Source organism: Bradyrhizobium commune (genome assembly GCF_015624505.1).
GTDB lineage: Bacteria > Pseudomonadota > Alphaproteobacteria > Rhizobiales > Xanthobacteraceae > Bradyrhizobium > Bradyrhizobium commune.
On record NZ_CP061379.1, the window covers coordinates 6,234,000 to 6,251,381 of the forward strand.

15 protein-coding genes are annotated in these 17,382 nt (G+C 65.9%); 6 read left to right on the plus strand and 9 right to left on the minus strand.

From position 1 onward, the window contains the following. Positions 1–20: 20 nt before the first annotated feature. The 4 genes from IC761_RS29215 to IC761_RS29230 all read right to left on the minus strand — a co-directional run bounded on the left by IC761_RS29215 (position 21) and on the right by IC761_RS29230 (position 4,897). Positions 21–1,109 (minus strand): sensor histidine kinase, encoded by a 1,089-nt coding sequence (locus IC761_RS29215; RefSeq protein ID WP_195800127.1) that lies wholly within the window; start codon positions 1,107–1,109, stop codon positions 21–23. Further along, entirely contained in the window at positions 1,096–1,788 is a 693-nt protein-coding gene (locus IC761_RS29220) for a response regulator transcription factor (RefSeq protein WP_195800128.1), read from the minus strand. The genes IC761_RS29215 and IC761_RS29220 overlap by 14 nt, the downstream gene beginning before the upstream one ends. Before the next feature lie 97 nt (positions 1,789–1,885). Next, positions 1,886–2,440 (minus strand): hypothetical protein, encoded by a 555-nt coding sequence (locus IC761_RS29225; protein WP_195800129.1) that lies wholly within the window; start codon positions 2,438–2,440, stop codon positions 1,886–1,888. Positions 2,441–2,560: 120 nt separating this feature from the next. Continuing rightward, positions 2,561–4,897 (minus strand): Tex family protein, encoded by a 2,337-nt coding sequence (locus tag IC761_RS29230; RefSeq protein WP_195800130.1) that lies wholly within the window; start codon positions 4,895–4,897, stop codon positions 2,561–2,563. Positions 4,898–6,074: 1,177 nt separating this feature from the next. Between IC761_RS29230 and atzD the strand changes: the two genes are divergently transcribed. Continuing rightward, positions 6,075–7,181, plus strand: coding sequence for a cyanuric acid amidohydrolase (gene atzD / locus IC761_RS29235; protein ID WP_195800131.1), 1,107 nt, complete (start codon positions 6,075–6,077; stop codon positions 7,179–7,181). Positions 7,182–7,289: 108 nt separating this feature from the next. Next, positions 7,290–8,759: an amidase gene (locus IC761_RS29240; protein ID WP_195800132.1), complete on the plus strand. Its 1,470-nt coding sequence runs from the start codon at positions 7,290–7,292 to the stop codon at positions 8,757–8,759. 11 nt (positions 8,760–8,770) lie between these two features. Here the strand turns inward: IC761_RS29240 and IC761_RS29245 are convergent, their stop codons facing one another. Then, positions 8,771–10,000, minus strand: coding sequence for an LON peptidase substrate-binding domain-containing protein (locus IC761_RS29245; RefSeq protein ID WP_195800133.1), 1,230 nt, complete (start codon positions 9,998–10,000; stop codon positions 8,771–8,773). 180 nt (positions 10,001–10,180) lie between these two features. Beyond that, a complete protein-coding gene (locus IC761_RS29250) occupies positions 10,181–10,498 on the minus strand; it encodes a hypothetical protein (protein ID WP_195800134.1) in 318 nt (105 codons plus the stop codon). Positions 10,499–10,643: 145 nt separating this feature from the next. Here IC761_RS29250 and IC761_RS29255 point away from each other — a divergent pair, with 145 nt between their 5' ends. Both IC761_RS29255 and IC761_RS29260 read left to right on the plus strand, forming a co-directional pair. Next, entirely contained in the window at positions 10,644–11,567 is a 924-nt protein-coding gene (locus IC761_RS29255) for a PaaI family thioesterase (protein WP_195800135.1), read from the plus strand. A gap of 79 nt (positions 11,568–11,646) precedes the next feature. Continuing rightward, positions 11,647–12,012 carry a hypothetical protein gene (locus IC761_RS29260; protein ID WP_195800136.1) on the plus strand — a complete coding sequence of 122 codons (366 nt, stop codon included), beginning with the start codon at positions 11,647–11,649 and terminating at the stop codon, positions 12,010–12,012. A gap of 57 nt (positions 12,013–12,069) precedes the next feature. Here IC761_RS29260 and poxB read toward each other — a convergent pair whose 3' ends face one another. The 3 genes from poxB to IC761_RS29275 all read right to left on the minus strand — a co-directional run bounded on the left by poxB (position 12,070) and on the right by IC761_RS29275 (position 15,448). Further along, the gene (gene poxB / locus IC761_RS29265) at positions 12,070–13,806 is read right to left on the minus strand and encodes a ubiquinone-dependent pyruvate dehydrogenase (RefSeq protein ID WP_195800137.1); all 1,737 of its coding nucleotides are present in this window, start codon (positions 13,804–13,806) and stop codon (positions 12,070–12,072) included. An 80-nt stretch (positions 13,807–13,886) separates the two neighbouring features. Next, entirely contained in the window at positions 13,887–14,519 is a 633-nt protein-coding gene (locus tag IC761_RS29270) for a 2-dehydro-3-deoxy-6-phosphogalactonate aldolase (protein ID WP_195800138.1), read from the minus strand. 14 nt (positions 14,520–14,533) lie between these two features. Next, the gene (locus tag IC761_RS29275; protein WP_195800139.1) at positions 14,534–15,448 is read right to left on the minus strand and encodes a 2-dehydro-3-deoxygalactonokinase; all 915 of its coding nucleotides are present in this window, start codon (positions 15,446–15,448) and stop codon (positions 14,534–14,536) included. A gap of 218 nt (positions 15,449–15,666) precedes the next feature. Between IC761_RS29275 and IC761_RS29280 the strand changes: the two genes are divergently transcribed. Both IC761_RS29280 and IC761_RS29285 read left to right on the plus strand, forming a co-directional pair. Then, entirely contained in the window at positions 15,667–16,764 is a 1,098-nt protein-coding gene (locus tag IC761_RS29280) for an LLM class flavin-dependent oxidoreductase (protein WP_195800140.1), read from the plus strand. 57 nt (positions 16,765–16,821) lie between these two features. After that, entirely contained in the window at positions 16,822–17,376 is a 555-nt protein-coding gene (locus IC761_RS29285; RefSeq protein ID WP_195800141.1) for a flavin reductase family protein, read from the plus strand. Positions 17,377–17,382 lie beyond the last annotated feature (6 nt).

A 17,382-nucleotide genomic window follows, 5' to 3' on the forward strand; every position in this document is an offset into this window, starting at 1 on the left:
TTCACTCAATACCCGTACCATCATGCAAGTTGGGTGCCGGGCCGGTGCGGCGGGAAGATGAGCTGGACCGTCAGGCCCGGCGCATTGTCATGCAACACAATCTCGGCGCCATGGAGGCGGGCCACGGCCGCGACCAGGCTCAAGCCCAGGCCGTTACCCGGGGTGTAGCGGCTCTGCTCGAGCCGGTAGAAGCGCTTGAAGACGTGATCGCGCTGCTCGGTGGGAACACCCGGGCCGTCATCGGCGATCACAATCATCGCGCCCTCGCTCGCGTTCCGGCAGGTCACGGTCACCCGCCCGCCCGCCCGGCCATGCTTGATCGCATTGTCGACGAGATTGGCGATGGCATCGAACAGCAGGTCGCGGTCGCCGGTCACCGCCACCTCGCGGTCACCGTCGAGGCTGAGCCGGGTCGCAACCTGCTCGGCGGCGGCATCGTAGAGCTCGGCGACCTCGCCGGCGATCTCGGCGAGGTTGAGCGCGCGAAAGGCGCTCCGGCGGGCGCGGGTCTCGATCTCCGAGATCCGCGTGATCGAGGCGAACATGCCGAGCACGGAATCGAGATCGGCGATGGTGTCGCCGATCAGGGCGGCATCCGTCTCGCCGTTGCGCGGGGTGTGATAGGCCTTTTCCAACCGGCCGCGCATGCGCGTCAGCGGCGTGCGCAGATCGTGGGCGACATTGTCGCTGACCTGCTTGACCTCGCCCATCAGCGTCTCGATGCGATCGAGCATCTGGTTGAGGTTTTCGGCGACGCGGTCCCATTCGTCGTGGCTGCCGCGCAGGGGGATACGCTGGTCGAGGCCGGCCAGCATGATGGCGCGGCTGGTGGCATTGATCTCCTCGATCCGCCCGACCGTGCGCCGCGTCACCAGCACGGCCGCGAGGCCCGCCAGCACCACGAGCAGCGCGGCGACCGCGATCATCGCAAGCTCGATCATGGCGATGAAGCCGCTGTGATCGCCGATATCGCCGACCCGGCTGCGCACATAGGCGAGCGTGCCGAAATAGACATAGGCCATGACCGCGGCGACGATCAGGCCGAAGATCGCGATCGCGATCAGCGCCAGGCGGAAGGTCGAGGAGCGAAGCGTCTTAGCCAGGAGCACGGAGGCAATATCCGATGCCGCGGATGGTGTGGATCAGCGGATAGGCCTGGGCATCGTCGACCTTGCGGCGGACGCGCCCGACATAGACGTCGATGATGTTGGTGGAGGGATCGAAATGCAGGTCCCAGACATGCTGAAGCAGCATCGCGCGGGAGACCACGCGGCCCTCGTTGCGGACGAGGTATTCGAGCAGCTGGAACTCGCGCGGCAGCAGCGGGATCTTGCGGCCGCGGCGGCTGGCGTTGCGCGCGATCAGGTCGACGGCGAGATCGCCGACCCTCAGGACGGTTTCCTTGGCGATGGTCTCGCTGCGGCGGCCGAGCGCCTCGAGGCGCGCCAGCAGCTCGACGAAGGAGAACGGCTTGACGAGGTAGTCGTCGCCGCCGGCGCGCAAACCGCGAACACGATCATCGACCTCGCCGAGTGCGGAGATGATCAGGAACGGCGCGGCGATGCCGTCATCGCGCAATTGCCGCATCACGGCGATGCCGTCGATGTCGGGCAGCATGCGGTCGATGGTGATCACGGCATAGTCGCGGGCGGCGCTGTGGCTCAGCGCCTCGCGGCCCGTGGCGGCGAGATCGACCTCGTAGCCGGAGGTCGTCAATTCCTCGACGAGCTGGCCTGCGGTTTCCGGATCGTCTTCGACGACCAGGATGCGGCGGTGACCTCCGGTCATGACAAACTCCGCGCGACGATCGCCACCAGACTATCCCGTTCCGGGGCTGAGCGGAACCAGCTGGTGGCGATCGCGACAATGGTGCGGTCCGGCAATGCTAGTACCAGCCGTCTCCGCACACATTGACCCACTGCCACCCATAAGGCGTCCAGTTCCTGCGCCAGCAACCGTCGTCGTAATAATTGGCGTAGTAATAGGGCGCGCCGAACACGGCGAAACGGCGGTGGTGACGGAAGAAGAAGGCATGGCGGCCGATGAAGGGCCTGCCATGCCAGCCGGCGCCGGCGAAGCGCGGCCCGATCGCCGCATGCGCGAAGCGGGCGCTGCCGAAGGCAGGTCCGCTGAAGCCAGGTCCGCCGACATGAGCGAAGTGCGCGCCACCCATGCCAACGGCATGCATGCCGCCGAAGCCACCTGCGTGCATGCCGCCCATGCCACCGCCGTGCATGCCGCCCATGCCGCCCATGCCGCCGCCAGCGAAGTGCCCGCCACCGCCGAAGCCGCCGCCGTGGCCTCCACCACCGCCGCCGAAGCCGCCGCCGCCGTGACCTCCACCACCACCGCCGCCACCTCGGGCCAGCACGGGTGAAGCTAGCGCCATCACTGCGACGATCGTCGCCGCGGTGAGACCTTTGAGAAGCCTGTTGTTCATCGAACCATCCTCCTTGCAGTGCGGCGGTGACCGCGCCGCACGAGGACGATCAGATGAGGAGAAGGAGCCCCCTCCTTCAACTTACAAATGCGCCAGATTCTGACGCGGGTGTTAGAGATCCTAGGCGCGCTTGCCGCCGTTCTTCTCCGCCGCGCGGCGCATTGCCTCGGCGAGCGCGCCGCCGTCGGAGGATTCCTGCTTGCGCGGGGCCGACGACGTCATGCGGCTGCTGTTGCGCGAGCTGTTGTCGCGCTGCATGCCGGGGGCGTCCTTCTTGGCGCCGACCTCGTCATCGAGCCGCAGGGTCAGCGAGATGCGCTTGCGGGCGACCTCGAAGTCCAGCACCTTGACCTTGACGATGTCGCCGGGCTTCACCACCTCGCGCGGATCCTTGATGAAGGTCTTCGACATCGCCGAGATGTGCACGAGACCGTCCTGGTGCACGCCGATGTCGACGAAGGCGCCGAAGGCGGCGACGTTGGTGACGGTGCCCTCGAGGATCATGCCCTTCTTGAGGTGCTTGATCTCCTCGACCCCGTCCATGAACACCGCGGCCTTGAACGCCGGGCGCGGATCGCGGCCGGGCTTTTCGAGCTCGCGCAAAATGTCCGTCACGGTCGGCAGACCAAAGGTCTCATCGACGAAATCCTTCGGCTTCAGCGTGCGCACGATGTCGCTGCTACCGATCAGCGCCTTGATGTCGCTCTTGGTGGCGCTGAGGATGCGGCGCACCACCGGATAGGCTTCCGGATGCACGCCGGAGGCGTCGAGCGGGTCCTCGCCGCCGAGGATGCGCAGGAAGCCGGCGCACTGCTCGAACGCCTTCGGGCCGAGCCGCGGCACCTCCTTGAGCGCCTTGCGCGACTTGAACGGGCCGTTGGCGTCGCGATGCGCCACGATGCTCGAGGCCAGGCCGGAGCCGACGCCCGACACACGCGCCAGCAGCGGCGCGGAGGCGGTATTGACGTCGACGCCGACCGCGTTCACGCAATCTTCGACCACGGCATCGAGCGATTTCGCCAGCTTGGCCTGGCCGAGATCGTGCTGATACTGGCCGACGCCGATCGCCTTGGGCTCGATCTTGACGAGCTCGGCGAGCGGATCCTGGAGCCGGCGGGCGATCGAGACCGCGCCGCGCAGGGTGACGTCGAGATCAGGCAATTCCTCCGAGGCGAAGGCAGACGCCGAATAGACCGACGCGCCCGCTTCCGACACCACGATCTTGGACATCTTCAGCTCGGCGAGCCCCTTGACGAGATCGCCCGCGAGCTTGTCGGTTTCGCGCGAGGCCGTGCCGTTGCCGATCGCGATCAGCTCGACGCGATGCTTCAGCGCGAGCTTGCCGAGGATCGCGAGCGCCTCGTTCCACTGCCGCTGCGGCTCGTGCGGATAGATCACGGCGGTATCGACCACCTTGCCGGTCGCGTCGGTGACGGCAACCTTGACGCCGGTGCGATAGCCGGGATCAAGACCCATGGTGGCGCGGGTGCCGGCGGGCGCCGCCAGCAGCAGGTCGCGTAAATTCGAAGCGAATACGCGCACGGCCTCGGTCTCGGCCGCGTTCCACAGCCGCATGCGCAGATCGATGTTGAGATGCACCTGGATCTTGGTGCGCCAGGCCCAGCGCACGGTGTCGATCAGCCAGCGGTCGCCGGCGCGCTTGAGGTCGGCGATGCCGAACCGCTTCATGATCTTCAGCTCATAGGCGCCCGGCACGCCCGCCGGCGGCGCTTCGGCCTCGGCCTGAATCTGGAGATCGAGGATCTCTTCCTTCTCGCCGCGGAACATCGCGAGGATGCGGTGCGACGGCAGCTTTGTCAGCGGCTCGGAGAATTCAAAATAGTCGGCGAACTTTTCGCCCTCGGTCTTCTTGCCGTCGCGCACTTTCGACGCCATGCGCGCATTGGTCCACATCTCCTCGCGCAACGCGCCGATCAAATCGGCGTCCTCGTCGAAGCGTTCGACCAGGATGGCGCGGGCACCGTCCAGCGCAGCGGCAGCGTCCGCAACGCCCTTCTCGGCGTTGATGAAGTTCTCCGCCACGACCTTCGGATCGTTGGCGGGCTCGGCCATCAGCCGATTGGCGAGCGGCTCGAGGCCGGCCTCCTTGGCGATCTCGGCCTTGGTGCGGCGCTTCGGCTTGAACGGCAGGTAGATGTCTTCGAGGCGTGCCTTGCTGTCGGCGGCGAGAATGGAGGCCTCTAACGCGGCATCGAGCTTGCCCTGCTCGCGAACCGATTCGAGGATCGCCTTGCGGCGGTCTTCGAGCTCGCGCAGATACACCAGGCGCTCCTCCAGAGTGCGCAATTGCGCGTCGTCGAGCGCACCGGTCGCTTCCTTGCGGTAGCGGGCGATGAAGGGAACCGTGGCGCCGCCGTCGAGCAACGTCACCGCCGCCTCGACCTGCTCCGAGCGAACCCCAAGCTCCTGCGCAATTTTCTGGTTGATATTCGCCACGCGAGAATCCCTCTATTCCAAGCACGCACCCCGTACCGAAACCCGGCCGGGGGGACGCCGCTTATGGACCAACCGAGGTTGATTCATCAAGATGCGGCGCGCAACCGTCGACAAGGGATTTTTTTGTTGACGCGATGCGATCTCGCCACATTCGTGGGGGTGGCGCGGGCCGCGGTCATTATTGCTCGTGTCCCGGACGCGCTGCAGCGCGAAGCGACGCGGCGCAGAGCCGGGACCCAGAAGGCGATACGGCACGCGGCGAGATGGGCCCCGGCTCTGCAGCGCACCGCCCAAGTGGCGCTGCGCTGCGTCCGGGGCACGAGAGGAGAATGAGGCGCATACTTCCTCCACATCGTCGTCCTCCAGTTCGCATTCAAATCGCAGACACACCTTCGCCTTCTCGCGGCTCAATTCGCCCGAGCTTTGCTTCGTCGCGTTACCCTCTGATCCAAGAGGGCGCAGGGAAGACCGGGTGCTGACCTCGCACCCGCGGTCTGCTGCGCGAAAGGTAGCGCAAAGAGACCGCACAGCAGCATACAGGTGGTGCCAATCACTCGGCCTTCCCTGCGCGATGGTCGGACGGCTTATGCCGTGCTCTCCCGGGAGCCGAACTTTCCTTCTGGCCTCCCTCACCCCGCGAATTGACGATGCCGTCTGCCCGGTTGGGCTCGCGCACATCTCCGCGAAAGGCTTGACCGTAGCAACGACGGCCAGGACCACACGGTTTTGCCGTACGCACGGCCCGCCGTTTTCGCCGCAGTTTTCCCGGCCCTGTCGACGGAGCCGGAAACTTACAGGCGAGACGAGCCTTGCAGCGCCGTTCGTCCGCACGCGGTTTCGGGCTCACAGGGACTACCCGCCCTGCCCGCACCTCTCGCACCCGACGCTGCCCGCGTCCACCGCAAGCCCGGCTCGCAATCAAGACGACACGAGATCGCCCCTCAAGGATGAGCCGGGATACCGCGACACATACGCCAATTCCGAATTTCTGTAAAGTCGAATATTTTTATGCAGGCGGGTTGACAGGTTTTGCAGATGTTTTGCCCGTCGGGCCCGTAGCCCGGATGGAGCGCAACGCAATCCGGGCTACTGCACCAACCCGCTGCATCTTGACATATGCCCCCGTTCCACGGCTGGTTGACACGCCGGACCACCGAACTCCATGTAAGGACCAGACATGCGGACGACAACGGTCGGCGTCATCAGGATCGCCACCACGGGCCCTGGCGACGTCTCCGGCCTCATGGCCATGATCGGCTCCGGCGCAATCGATCCGGCAGCGATTTTGGCCATCCTCGGCAAGACCGAGGGCAATGGCGGCGTCAACGACTTTACCCGCGAATATGCCGTGGCGGCGCTGTGCACGGCGTTGGCGCCAAAGCTCGGCCTGACGCCGCACGAGGTCGAGCAGCGGATCGCCTTCGTGATGTCCGGCGGCACCGAGGGCGTGCTGAGCCCGCACATCACAGTGTTCACGCGGCAGGAGGTCGCTCAGCGGCCGGCTGGTATCTCCGGCAAGCGGATGAGCATCGGCATGGCACACACGCGAGATTTTCTGCCTGAGGAGCTCGGCCGCACGGCACAGATCGCGGAGACGGCCAAGGCCGTGAGCGCCGCGATGGCGGATGCCGGCATCGCTGACGTTGCCGACGTCCATTTCGTCCAGATCAAGTGCCCGCTGCTCACCAGCGACCGCGTCGAGGCAGCAGCCGGGCGCGGCAAAAAGACGGCGACGACGAGCGCTTACACCTCGATGGCCTATTCGCGCGGCGCCTCCGCACTCGGCGTTGCGGTCGCGCTTGGTGAGATCGGCTCCGACATCCGCGACGAGGACGTGCTGCGGCGCTACGATCTGTTCTCGAAGGTCGCCTCCACCTCTTCCGGTATCGAGCTGATGCACAACGTCGTCATCGTGCTCGGCAACTCCGCAGCTTCAGCGAGCGAGTTCGAGATCGGGCACGCCGTGATGGACGATGCCATCGATGCGCCGGCGGTGATGGCGGCATTGAAGAGCGTCGGGTTTGGTGCAGATCCGCAGCCGGGCCGCGAGCTCGTCAACATCTTCGCCAAGGCCGAGGCCTCGCCGAACGGCGCCGTGCGCGGCTTCCGCCACACCATGCTGGAGGACACCGACATCAGCTCGACGCGCCACGCCCGCGCAGCCGTCGGTGGATTGATCGCGGGCCTTGCCGGCACCGGCGCGGTCTACGTCTCCGGAGGTGCCGAGCACCAGGGCCCCGCCGGCGGCGGCCCGGTCGCGGTGATCGCGCGGCTGAAGCATTAGCGCGGCGACCCCTCCGCCCGGCGCAACCCTGCCCTTCGCGCCGGCTCAGTTGATTCACGCGGGCCCATGCGAAAAAGGTGACTCCGCACTTTAGGGGATTTTGACTTCATGACTTTGCCGATGAGCTGGAACGAATGGGCGCAGCACGATGGCGTCGGGCTGGCGGGACGCGTCCGCAAGGGTGAACTGACGCCGAAGGAATTGGCACGTCAGGCCACTGCTGCCGTCGCCAAGGTCAATCCCACCCTGTCCGGCGTGGTCGAGCTGTTCGAGGACGTGATCGCCGATCCCGCCAAGGACGGCGCCAATCTCGCCGGCCCATTCGCCGGCCTGCCCTTCCTGATGAAGGATCTCGGCCCGACCATGAAGGGCCGGCTCCAGGAGATGGGCTCGCTCCTGATGCGCGGCAATCGCACCGCCGCCGACACGTTCCTCACCGGAAAATTCCGTCAGGCCGGCCTCAATCTGATCGGACGCACGACGACGCCGGAATTCGGCGTGTGCTCTTCGGCCGACAATCCGGCGGTCTATGTCACCCGCAATCCCTGGAACACCGACTACACCACCTGCGGCTCGTCGGCGGGCAGCGCCGCGATGGTCGCGGCCGGCGTGGTGCCGATCGCGCACGCGACCGATGGCGGTGGCTCGATCCGCATTCCCGCCGGCGTCAACGGCAATATTGGTTTGAAAGTCTCGCGCGGCGTGTTCTCGCTGGCGCCGTACATGTCCGACCTCACCGGCCTGGTCTCGATCCAGGGCTGCCAGTCGCGCTCGGTGCGCGACACCGCCGCCTTCGTCGATCACGCCCGCGGGCCCGCGCCCGGCGAGTTCATGCCGTTCTGGACCACGGCGCAGCCTTATTCCGAGATGATCAAGCGCGATCCGGGCAAGCTTCGCATCGCGCTGTCCCACACCTGGGGCGACTACACCGCGACGCCCGAGATCGCCGCCGAGCTGGAGAAGACCGGCAAGTTCCTCGAAGGCCTCGGCCATCACGTCGACTATGCGTTGCCCGAGCTCGACTTCCGCGCCGCCTTCGCGGCGCAAACCACCTGCTACATCTCGAATTTTTCGGTCGTGATCTCCAACATGCTGACCGCACGCGGACTGGAGCGGCCGCCGGAGGATTTGATCGAGCCGATGAACATCCGGATCTGGGAGGCCGGGCTCAACACCAGCTTTGCCGACCGGGCCAAGATGCAAGCCGTGTTCAACACGACGTCGCGCGGCTTCGGCAGCTTCTTCGAGCAGTGGGACGTGATCCTGACGCCGATCACGGCGCTGCCGACGCCGAAGGTCGGCACGAAGGAATATCTCACCATCTCCGACAACCCCGATGTGCTCGACTGGTTCGGCAATCTCTGGCGCTTCTTCGCCTTTACGCCGCTCGCCAATCTCTGCGGCATGCCGGCGATCTCGATGCCGATGGCCGCGCAAGGGCACGACCTGCCGCTCGGCATCCAGGCGATCGGGAAGCAGGCCAATGACGGCCTGCTGCTGCAACTCGCAGCCCAGATCGAGCGCGCGCTCGACGGCAAGTGGAACGGCGGCAAAAGGCCGAAGGTGCATGTGAGCTGAGGACGAGCGACCTACTGCTCGCCCTTGCCCACGCCTCGCGCGATCGCCCTGTCAGAGCGTCCGCGCGAGATGCCATGATCCTCGAGCAGACGCGCCGCCGGGCTTCGCGTTTCGGCAAAGATCGCGACAAGCGCATTGGCACCGGTCACCGCGGCAAAACCCACCTCCTGGGCAAGGAACGCGGCGCTCTGATCGACACGCTTGAACGCCGCAGTAGGCTCGGCGCTCCCGGTCTCGATCACGGTGTGCTTGAGCTCGTTGTCGAGATATTGCACGAGGCCCTGGCTCAACCGGCCAAGATCGGCATCGCAGGCGCGCATCACCGCGGAGGCTTCCGCATCATCGATCAGCGCGAGCAGCAAATGCTCCAGCGTCGCGTATTGATGGCGGCGCCGATCGGCATGATCGAGCGCCTGCCGTTTCGTCGCCGCGTAATTTGCCGACACTGGGCGCTGCGACGCATTAAGGAGCGCCTCGATCCGTTCGAGCCGCGTCATGGGATCGAGCGTCGCCAACAGCTCGTATTTGTCCCTGACGGATAACTTCATCCGCGCCGCGACGGTATCCGCGATCTGCCCGGGATCGCGGGTCTGATCAAAGAACAGCCAGATGTCCGGCACGAGAATTCCATGCGCCGCCGTATAGTCCTGGAAGCGCTGATAGATCCGTCGGATCAGATCCCTTGCATCGCGGCTCGCGCCTTCGCTGACATCAGCGACCTCCGCCCGATAGGCGACCGTTTCGGCGTCAAAGCTGCGTAGCGCAACGCGCCGAAGGCCGCGCGTCAGCACCCTGAACGTGCCATCGGCAAGCGGATCGAGTTCGAGCAGTTGGGCCAGGATGCCGATCTCGTAGACATCGGAAAACCGGGGATCATCGACGGCCGACTCTCGCTGGATCGCCACCACGATCTCCCGCCCACCTTCGAACGCCTGGTTCAGGGCCCGGACGGTCCTCTCGCGGCCCACGAACAGCGGGTAAGTCGCATTCGGAAACGGAACGAGATCGCGCAACGGAATGGCCGGATAGACCGCCGTTGTCGTCGTTTTCAATAGTGCCGCCGGCACAATCGCATCACGCCGCTCGGCGTGGAGCAGCGCCGACAACGTGTTCCAGTCGGCAACGCCGAGCATTCTCGACACCAGCTCCAGGCTCTCGCTGTGGCTGATGGTGACGGCCTTGGTGGTCAGGGATTCGCGCAGGGTCTGCGCCATAGCCTTGGCATCGCGAAAATCGCGCATCGGTTCGTCCTCTGCATGAGCGATCCAGGTGTGTCAGGTGGTTGCGTTGCTGACCCGGTCGCTCGGGCAAAGGGGGCCGATCAAGGGCTCGATACGTTCACCATCCACGAAGGGGCAACCGGCAGGTCGTATCAACCTGCGTGAAAATTGGCGCAAAGACAGCGTCGTGTCAATTGCCGCTCAGTTCTTCACCGCCGGAATCTCCTCCGTCGGCTGCTGCTGCCCCAGCTTGAACATCGCCAGCGCCTTGTCGAGCGCTTCGCGCAGGGCAAGTGCGGCGGCCGGGCTGCAACGCAGATGCGCGGTCTGAACCACATCGACCCGCACGGCGGCGCCGACCGGCAGCAGCAGGTTGGCCGCGAGCTCGATCTGGATCGCGCCGTTGTGGTGGCCGAAGCAGGAGGCGCCGTCGAAATAGATGATCGGTGCCCGCTCGGAGCTGGAGCTCGAAATGGTGACGGGCCCCAGGTTGGCGGCGGGTGTTTCGGGGTCGGCCATGGGATACTCCTCGAGGGGCAGGGAACCAACGTCCACCATCGTTGCTTCGGCCGGCCCTGTCGAGGCCAAACAGCCCTGCAAGCCTGCCGTGCGGCGATGCATGCGAGGTTTTGCGCAGCACGCGTCACTGGTCTAGAACATCACCATGTCCAGCTCATCGACGTCCGATACACCGACCACGCTTTCTTTCGAGGAACTCGCCGAGGCCATCAAGGGCCGCCGCTCCGATTACGGCCATATCAGCGGGCTCCAGCTCGACCGCTACGCGCCGGCCGAGGCCTGGTCGAGCCTGCCCTACCGCCCCGTCTTCGTCGGCGACACCGAGACCGGCGTGCTCCATGGCGGCGTCGTCACCGCGATGCTGGACGAGAGCTGCGGCATGGCGGTGCAGCTCGCGCTCGACGGCACGCGCGCGATCGCAACGCTCGATTTGCGGATCGACTATCAGAAGCCGGCGACGCCCGGCCTCGACATCAAGGCGCATTCGGTCTGCTACCGCACGACCCGCTCGATCGCCTTCGTGCGTTCCACGGCCTATCAGGAGTCGGAGGACGATCCGGTCGCAACCGCCACCGCCTGCTTCATGATCGGCGCCAACCGCACCAACATGCTCGCCGATCGCAGGATGGACGACGGCAACGTCTCGACGCTGGAGGCGCCGGAGGATCCGAATGGCCCGTTCGCCAACAGCCCGTTCGCGCGCTGTCTCGGCATCCGCGTCAACGACGACGGCACGCTGACGATGCCGTTCTCGCCGATGATCATCGGCAACCCGATTTTGCCCGCGATTCATGGCGGCATGACCGGCGCCTTCCTCGAGACCACCGCGATCCTCGGCGTCAGGCGCGAGCTGGGAACGGCGGCGCTGCCGAAGCCGATCGGGCTGACGGTCAATTATCTGCGCTCCGGCCGCGCGCTCGACAGTCTTGCCAATGTCTCGATCGTGAAACAGGGCCGGCGTATCGTCGCCTTCGAGGCGCGGGCCTGGCAGGACGATCCGGACAAGCCGATCGCCTCCGCCTTCGGTCATTTCATGCTGCGGCCTGCGCCCGGAAACGACGAGGAATAGGCGTATTTCACTTGACGGCCGGGGTTCCGGCCACAACGATAGCGCGTTCCCGGAAGAAGAATTGGGTCGAGGTATTGGGTTGCGGCATCCGATCGACATCGTCGCCATGTTTGCCGCCATCTGGCTGTTGGCCTCGATGGTGCTCGACGCGGTGACGCCGAAGGAGCTGACCGCCGTCCTGATCGCCATCGCGATCGGGCCCGCCATCGTCATCACCGCCGTGTTCTATTATCTGCGCTGCCCGCGTACTGATTTCGCGGTGATGTTCGCCGCACTCTGGCTGATCTCGGACATCGCGATCGCCTTCATCTCGCCGAAGGAGCTGCCGCACTGGCTGCTCGTGCTCGGCTTCGTGCCGGCGACGATCATCGGCATCGTGCTGCACTGGCAGCGCTTCCAGCGCCGCCATGAGCGGTTGCCGCTGCCCTCGGCGAAGCGCGGCTAGCGCGATGGTACACCTCTCCCCGTCGGGAGAGGTGAAGCAAACGCCGCCGCGCCGAAATCAGCGTGACAGCAAGTTCGTTTTCGCGAGATCGAGCACCTCGTCGCCACGACCGCTCATCACCGCGCGCAACACCCACAGGCTAAAGCCCTTGACTTGCTCGGCCGTAATGGTCGGCGGCATCGACAGCTCCTGCTTGGCGGTGACGACGTCGAGCAGCGCCGGGCCGTTGTGGGCCAGCATGTCCTTCATCGCGCCCGGCAGCTCGCCGGGGTCCTCGACGCGCTTGGCGAAGATACCCATCGCGCGCGCCATCGCCGCGAAGTCGGGATTCTCCAGATCGACATTGGTGTCGACGAAGCCGGCCGCCTTCATCTCCAGCGCGACGAAGCCGAGCACGCCGTTGTTGAAGACCACGACCTTCACCGGCAGCTTCATCTGCGTCAGCGTGATCAGATCGCCCATCAGCATGGTGAAGCCGCCGTCGCCGGAGAGCGAGATCACCTGCCGGCCAGGCTGGGCGGCCTGCACGCCGATCGCCTGCGGCATGGCGTTGGCCATCGAGCCGTGCACGAGCGAGCCGATCAGCCGGCGGCGGCCGTTCATGCCGAGATAGCGCGCGGCCCAGATCGTGGGCGTGCCGACATCGGCGGTGAAGGCGGCATCTTCCGACGCGTGATCGCTGATGACTTTTGCGAGATATTGCGGATGGATCGGCTTTGCTCCAGGCGTGCCCTTGGCGAGCGAGTCCAGACCCTCGCGCGCCTTCTTGTAATGCGCGATGGCATCATCGAGATGCTTGCGCTGCGTCTTGGTCTTCAAGAGCGGCAGCAGCGCCTCGATGGTGAGCTTGACGTCGCCGACGAGGCCGAGATCGATCCTGCACCGCCGTCCCAGATTTTCGGGGCGGATGTCGATCTGCGCGATCTGGCAGTCGGTCGGGAAGAACTGCTTGTAGGGGAAGTCAGTCCCGAGCATCACCAGCGCGTCGCAGGCGTGCATGGCGGCATAGCCCGAGGAGAAACCGATGAAGCCGGTCATGCCGACATCGTAGGGGTTGTCGTACTCGACATGCTCCTTGCCGCCGAGCGCATGCACGATCGGGCTCTTCAGGCTTTCTGCGAGCTGCATCAGCGGCGCATGCGCGCCGGCACAGCCGCGGCCGCAGAACAGGGTGATGCGCTCGGCGCCGTTGAGGAGATCGGCGAGCGCCTTGAGCTCATCGGCCGGCGGCACGACTTTTGGCGCTGCGAGCGAAAGCCCGCGCGTGGTCGACAGCGCACGCTTCGGCGGTGCGCGGAAGGCAACATCGCCGGGCATGGCGACGACGGCGACGCCGCGCAGGCCCACGGCGGCGCGGATCGCGTTCTCCAGCACGTAGGGCAGCTGGCTCGGATCCGAGACCAGCTCGCAATAATGGCTGCATTCGCGGAACAGGTTTTGCGGATGGGTCTCCTGGAAATAGCCGCCGCCGATCTCGGCCGAGGGGATCTGCGCCGCGATCGCCAGCACCGGAACGCGGCTGCGATGCGCGTCGAACAGGCCGTTGATCAGATGCAGATTGCCCGGGCCGCAGGAGCCCGCGCAGACCGCGAGGCTCCCCGTCATCTCGGCTTCGCCGGCGGCCGCGAACGCCGCGACCTCCTCGTGGCGGACGTGAATCCAGTCGATGGTGCCGCGGCGGCGCAGCGCTTCGGTGAGACCGTTCAGGCTGTCGCCGACGATGCCGTAGATCCGCTTGACGCCGGCCTGTTCGAGCGTTGCCACGAACAGATCGGCCACGTTGTTGATCGCCATGTCGGTCTCCTGATCTCGCGAGTGCGGCAAGATAGGATAGAAGGCGACCGTGACGGCATCACGGCTTGTTTATTGCCGCGTCAGTCTTTCACAATCGCCCGATCATAGGCCGTGATCGTCGCCTTCGCACGCCCCGCGACATCGGCGGCCGACATACCGGGCTTGTAGAGGCTGGAACCGAGCCCGAAGGCGGTGACGCCGCCCTTGATGTACTCGGCAAAACTCTGATCGGAGACGCCGCCGACCGCGGCGATCATCACCCCGGCGGGCAGCACGGCGCGGATCGCGGCGATGCCGGATGCGCCAAGCACGCTCGCCGGAAAGAATTTCAGGCCCGATGCGCCGGAGCGCGCGGCCAGCAGCGCCTCGGTCGGCGAGAACACGCCGGGCAGCGTGAGCATGGCATACTGATGCGCACGCGCGAGCACCTGGGTATCCACATTCGGCGAGACCATCAGCGTGCCGCCCACGTCGTTGAGACGATCGACATCCGCCGTGGTCAGCACCGTGCCGGCGCCGATCAGCACGCCGGCCGGCGCGAGCTTCGCGGCAATCCCGATGGAGCGGAACGGATCGGGCGAGTTCAGGGGAATCTCGATCGCGGTCATGCCAGCCTCGATCAGCACGCCGACGATGGCCTCGGTCTCCTCGGGCTTGACGCCGCGCAGGATCGCGACCAGCGGACGCTTCATCGGCGGAAATGGAACGCTCATCTCAAGAATCCTTTTCATGTCGTCCAGATCGCAGCGGCTGCCATCGACAGGCCGCGGCGGACGGCGTCGTCGGCGTCGATCGGCTTCACCGCAATCGACAGCGCGTCGAACGCCTGCCGGTACAGCGCCGCAAGCTGCCCCGCGGCAATCAATGTAATGCCGTCTTTCGGCACGACGCCGGAGAGTCCTGCCGCCAGCTCCGCGCCGATCAACGTGCCCGACAGCGTCTCGCGCGCCGCGGCCGGCGTGCCGCCGAACAGCAGCTGGCGCGACCGCGCGGTGAACAAGAGGTTTGCGGCGAAAGCCGGCGCCTCATACGCGGCTTTCACCGCCGCCCCGAAGCTTGCGACGTCCTCAGCGTCAGCGGCGCCGGCGACTGCCAGCGACAAAATCGTCTCGCGCGAGACCACGCTGAAGAGCTCGCCGGTCATGAAGGTGGAAAAATGCGCGACGGTGCCGTCCTGCACGCGCACCCATTTCGAATGCGTGCCGGGCATGCAGACCAGCGCCTCGCCTGCGGCGTCGAGGCCGAGCGCGCCGAGCAATTGCGTCTCCTCGCCGCGCATCACGTCCGGCGACTTGGCGTCGCGTTGCGCGATGCCCGGCAGGATGCGGATGTCGCGCGCCTCGCCCGGCACGCGCGCGGCCTGCTTCAGGATGGCCGCGAGCGGCGCCGGCGTGTCGACATAGCCGGCCTCGACCCAGCCGGTCTTGGCGCCGGCCATGCCGCAGACGAGAACCGGCAGATGATCCGGCACCGCGACCGCCGCAAGGTGCGAATGCAGCACGCCGGCAAAGCCGGCCTTGGCCGCGGCCATCATGCCCTCGTCGCTGCGGCGCTCCGCCAGCACCTGACCGCCACGGTCGACCAGCCACAGGCGAAAGCTGCTGGTGCCCCAGTCCACCGCAACATAAGCAGGCTCGGTCATCTCAATTCGGATCCCTGGTCTCACCGGCAAGACATCGTCTCGCGACATTGAGACGGCGGCCCTGCAATTCCGCTCCGGGATATCGGCTATTGCCGCCGCAAACCAGCCTTTTCTCGCAGGTCCGGGCACGCGTGGCGCTGGCACACCGCTTGCTGAAGCTTCTCCACTCACATCCGTGAACCGCGCAACAAGACGCGTCAATTATGGAGAGGAAACCCATGGAGATCGGCTATTTCACGATGCCTTCGCATCCGCCGGAGTGCGGCCTGAAGGAAGGGAACGACTGGGACCTGCAAGTCATGCGCTGGCTCGACGAGCTCGGCTATCAGGAGGCCTGGGTCGGCGAGCATCACACGGCGCCCTGGGAACCCAATCCGACGCCGGACCTCCTGATCGCGCAGGCTTTGATGCAGACCAAGCGCCTGCGCATCGGGCCGGGCGGCTTCCTGCTGCCCTACCATCACCCGGCCGAGCTCGCCAATCGCGTCGCGATGCTCGACCACATGTCCGAGGGCCGGCTCAATTTCGGCGTCGCGGCGAGCGGCCTGCCGAGCGACTGGGCGATGTTCAACGTCGACGGCATGAGCGGACAGAACCGCGACATGACCCGCGAGGCGCTGGAGATCATCCTGAAGCTGTGGTCCGATCCCGCGCCCTTCACATACAAAGGCAAGTTCTGGACGGTGACCAAGCCGGACACGATGTTCGACTTCCTCAAGCCGCACATCAAGCCGTTGCAGGCGCCGCATCCGCCGATCGGCGTCGCCGGTCTCTCGAAGAACTCGGATACGCTGAAGCTTGCTGGCGAGCGCGGCTTCATTCCGATGAGCCTCAATCTCAACCCGGCCTATGTCGGCAGCCATTGGGACTCAGTCGAGATCGGCGCCGCCAAGACCGGCCGCAAGCCGAACCGGCAGGACTGGCGGCTGGTGCGCGAGGTCTTCATCGCCGACACCGACGAGGAAGCCTGGAAGCTCTCGACCGGCGACATGATGGGCCGGATGATGCACGAGTACTTCCTGCCGCTGCTCGGCCATTTCGGCTTCAAGGACTATCTGAAGCACGCCCCCGACGTGCCCGACAGTGACGTCACCGTCGAATATTGCGCCAAACGGAACTGGATCGTCGGTTCGCCGTCGACCGTCGCCGAGAAGATCGAGAGGATCTACGACGAGGTCGGCGGCTTCGGCGTGCTGCTCGTGTTCGGCTTCGACTACAAGCACATGCCGGAGGCCTGGCACCACTCGCTCTCGCTGCTCAGCAACGAGGTGATGCCGCGCCTGAAGCATCTCGGTTCCGCAAAGAAGGCGGCTTGACGCTCAGCGGGTGCGGCGCAATCGTGCCGCACCCGCCTTCATCTCGGAGACTTCGGCGTGAGCGTGGATGCAAAGGATTTCAAGCAGGCGATGCGCCAGTGCGCCGGCGCGGTCGCCCTGGTCACGGTCGGCGCCGAGCACGGCAAGCGCACCGGGCTGACGGTGACGTCAGCCTGCTCGCTCTCGGACAATCCGCCGTCGCTGATCGTCTGCGTCAACCGCAACGCCAGCGCGCACGCCCGCATCCGCGAGGAAGGCGCCTTCGCGATCAACTTTCTGCAGGAGGATCACGCGCTGCTGGCACTCACCTTTAGCGGCCAGAAGGGCGTCAATGGCGACGACCGCTTTGCGTTCGGCCAATGGACGCGCGGAGCGACAGGCGCGCCGGTGCTCACCGATGCGGTCGCCGCATTCGATTGTGTGCTGATGCAAGAGTTCGAGACCAGGACGCATTCGATCTTCGTCGGCGAGGTGCGCGGCGCGACGCATTCCGAAGGAGCTGCGCCGCTCGTGTATCTGCGCAGCAGCTTCCATGTCCCTCACGAAATCCGCGAGACCGTTTCAGTCGGCGATCTCGATTCGCGGCATCTGAGCTGGACGGATTTTTCGTAAGGAGCC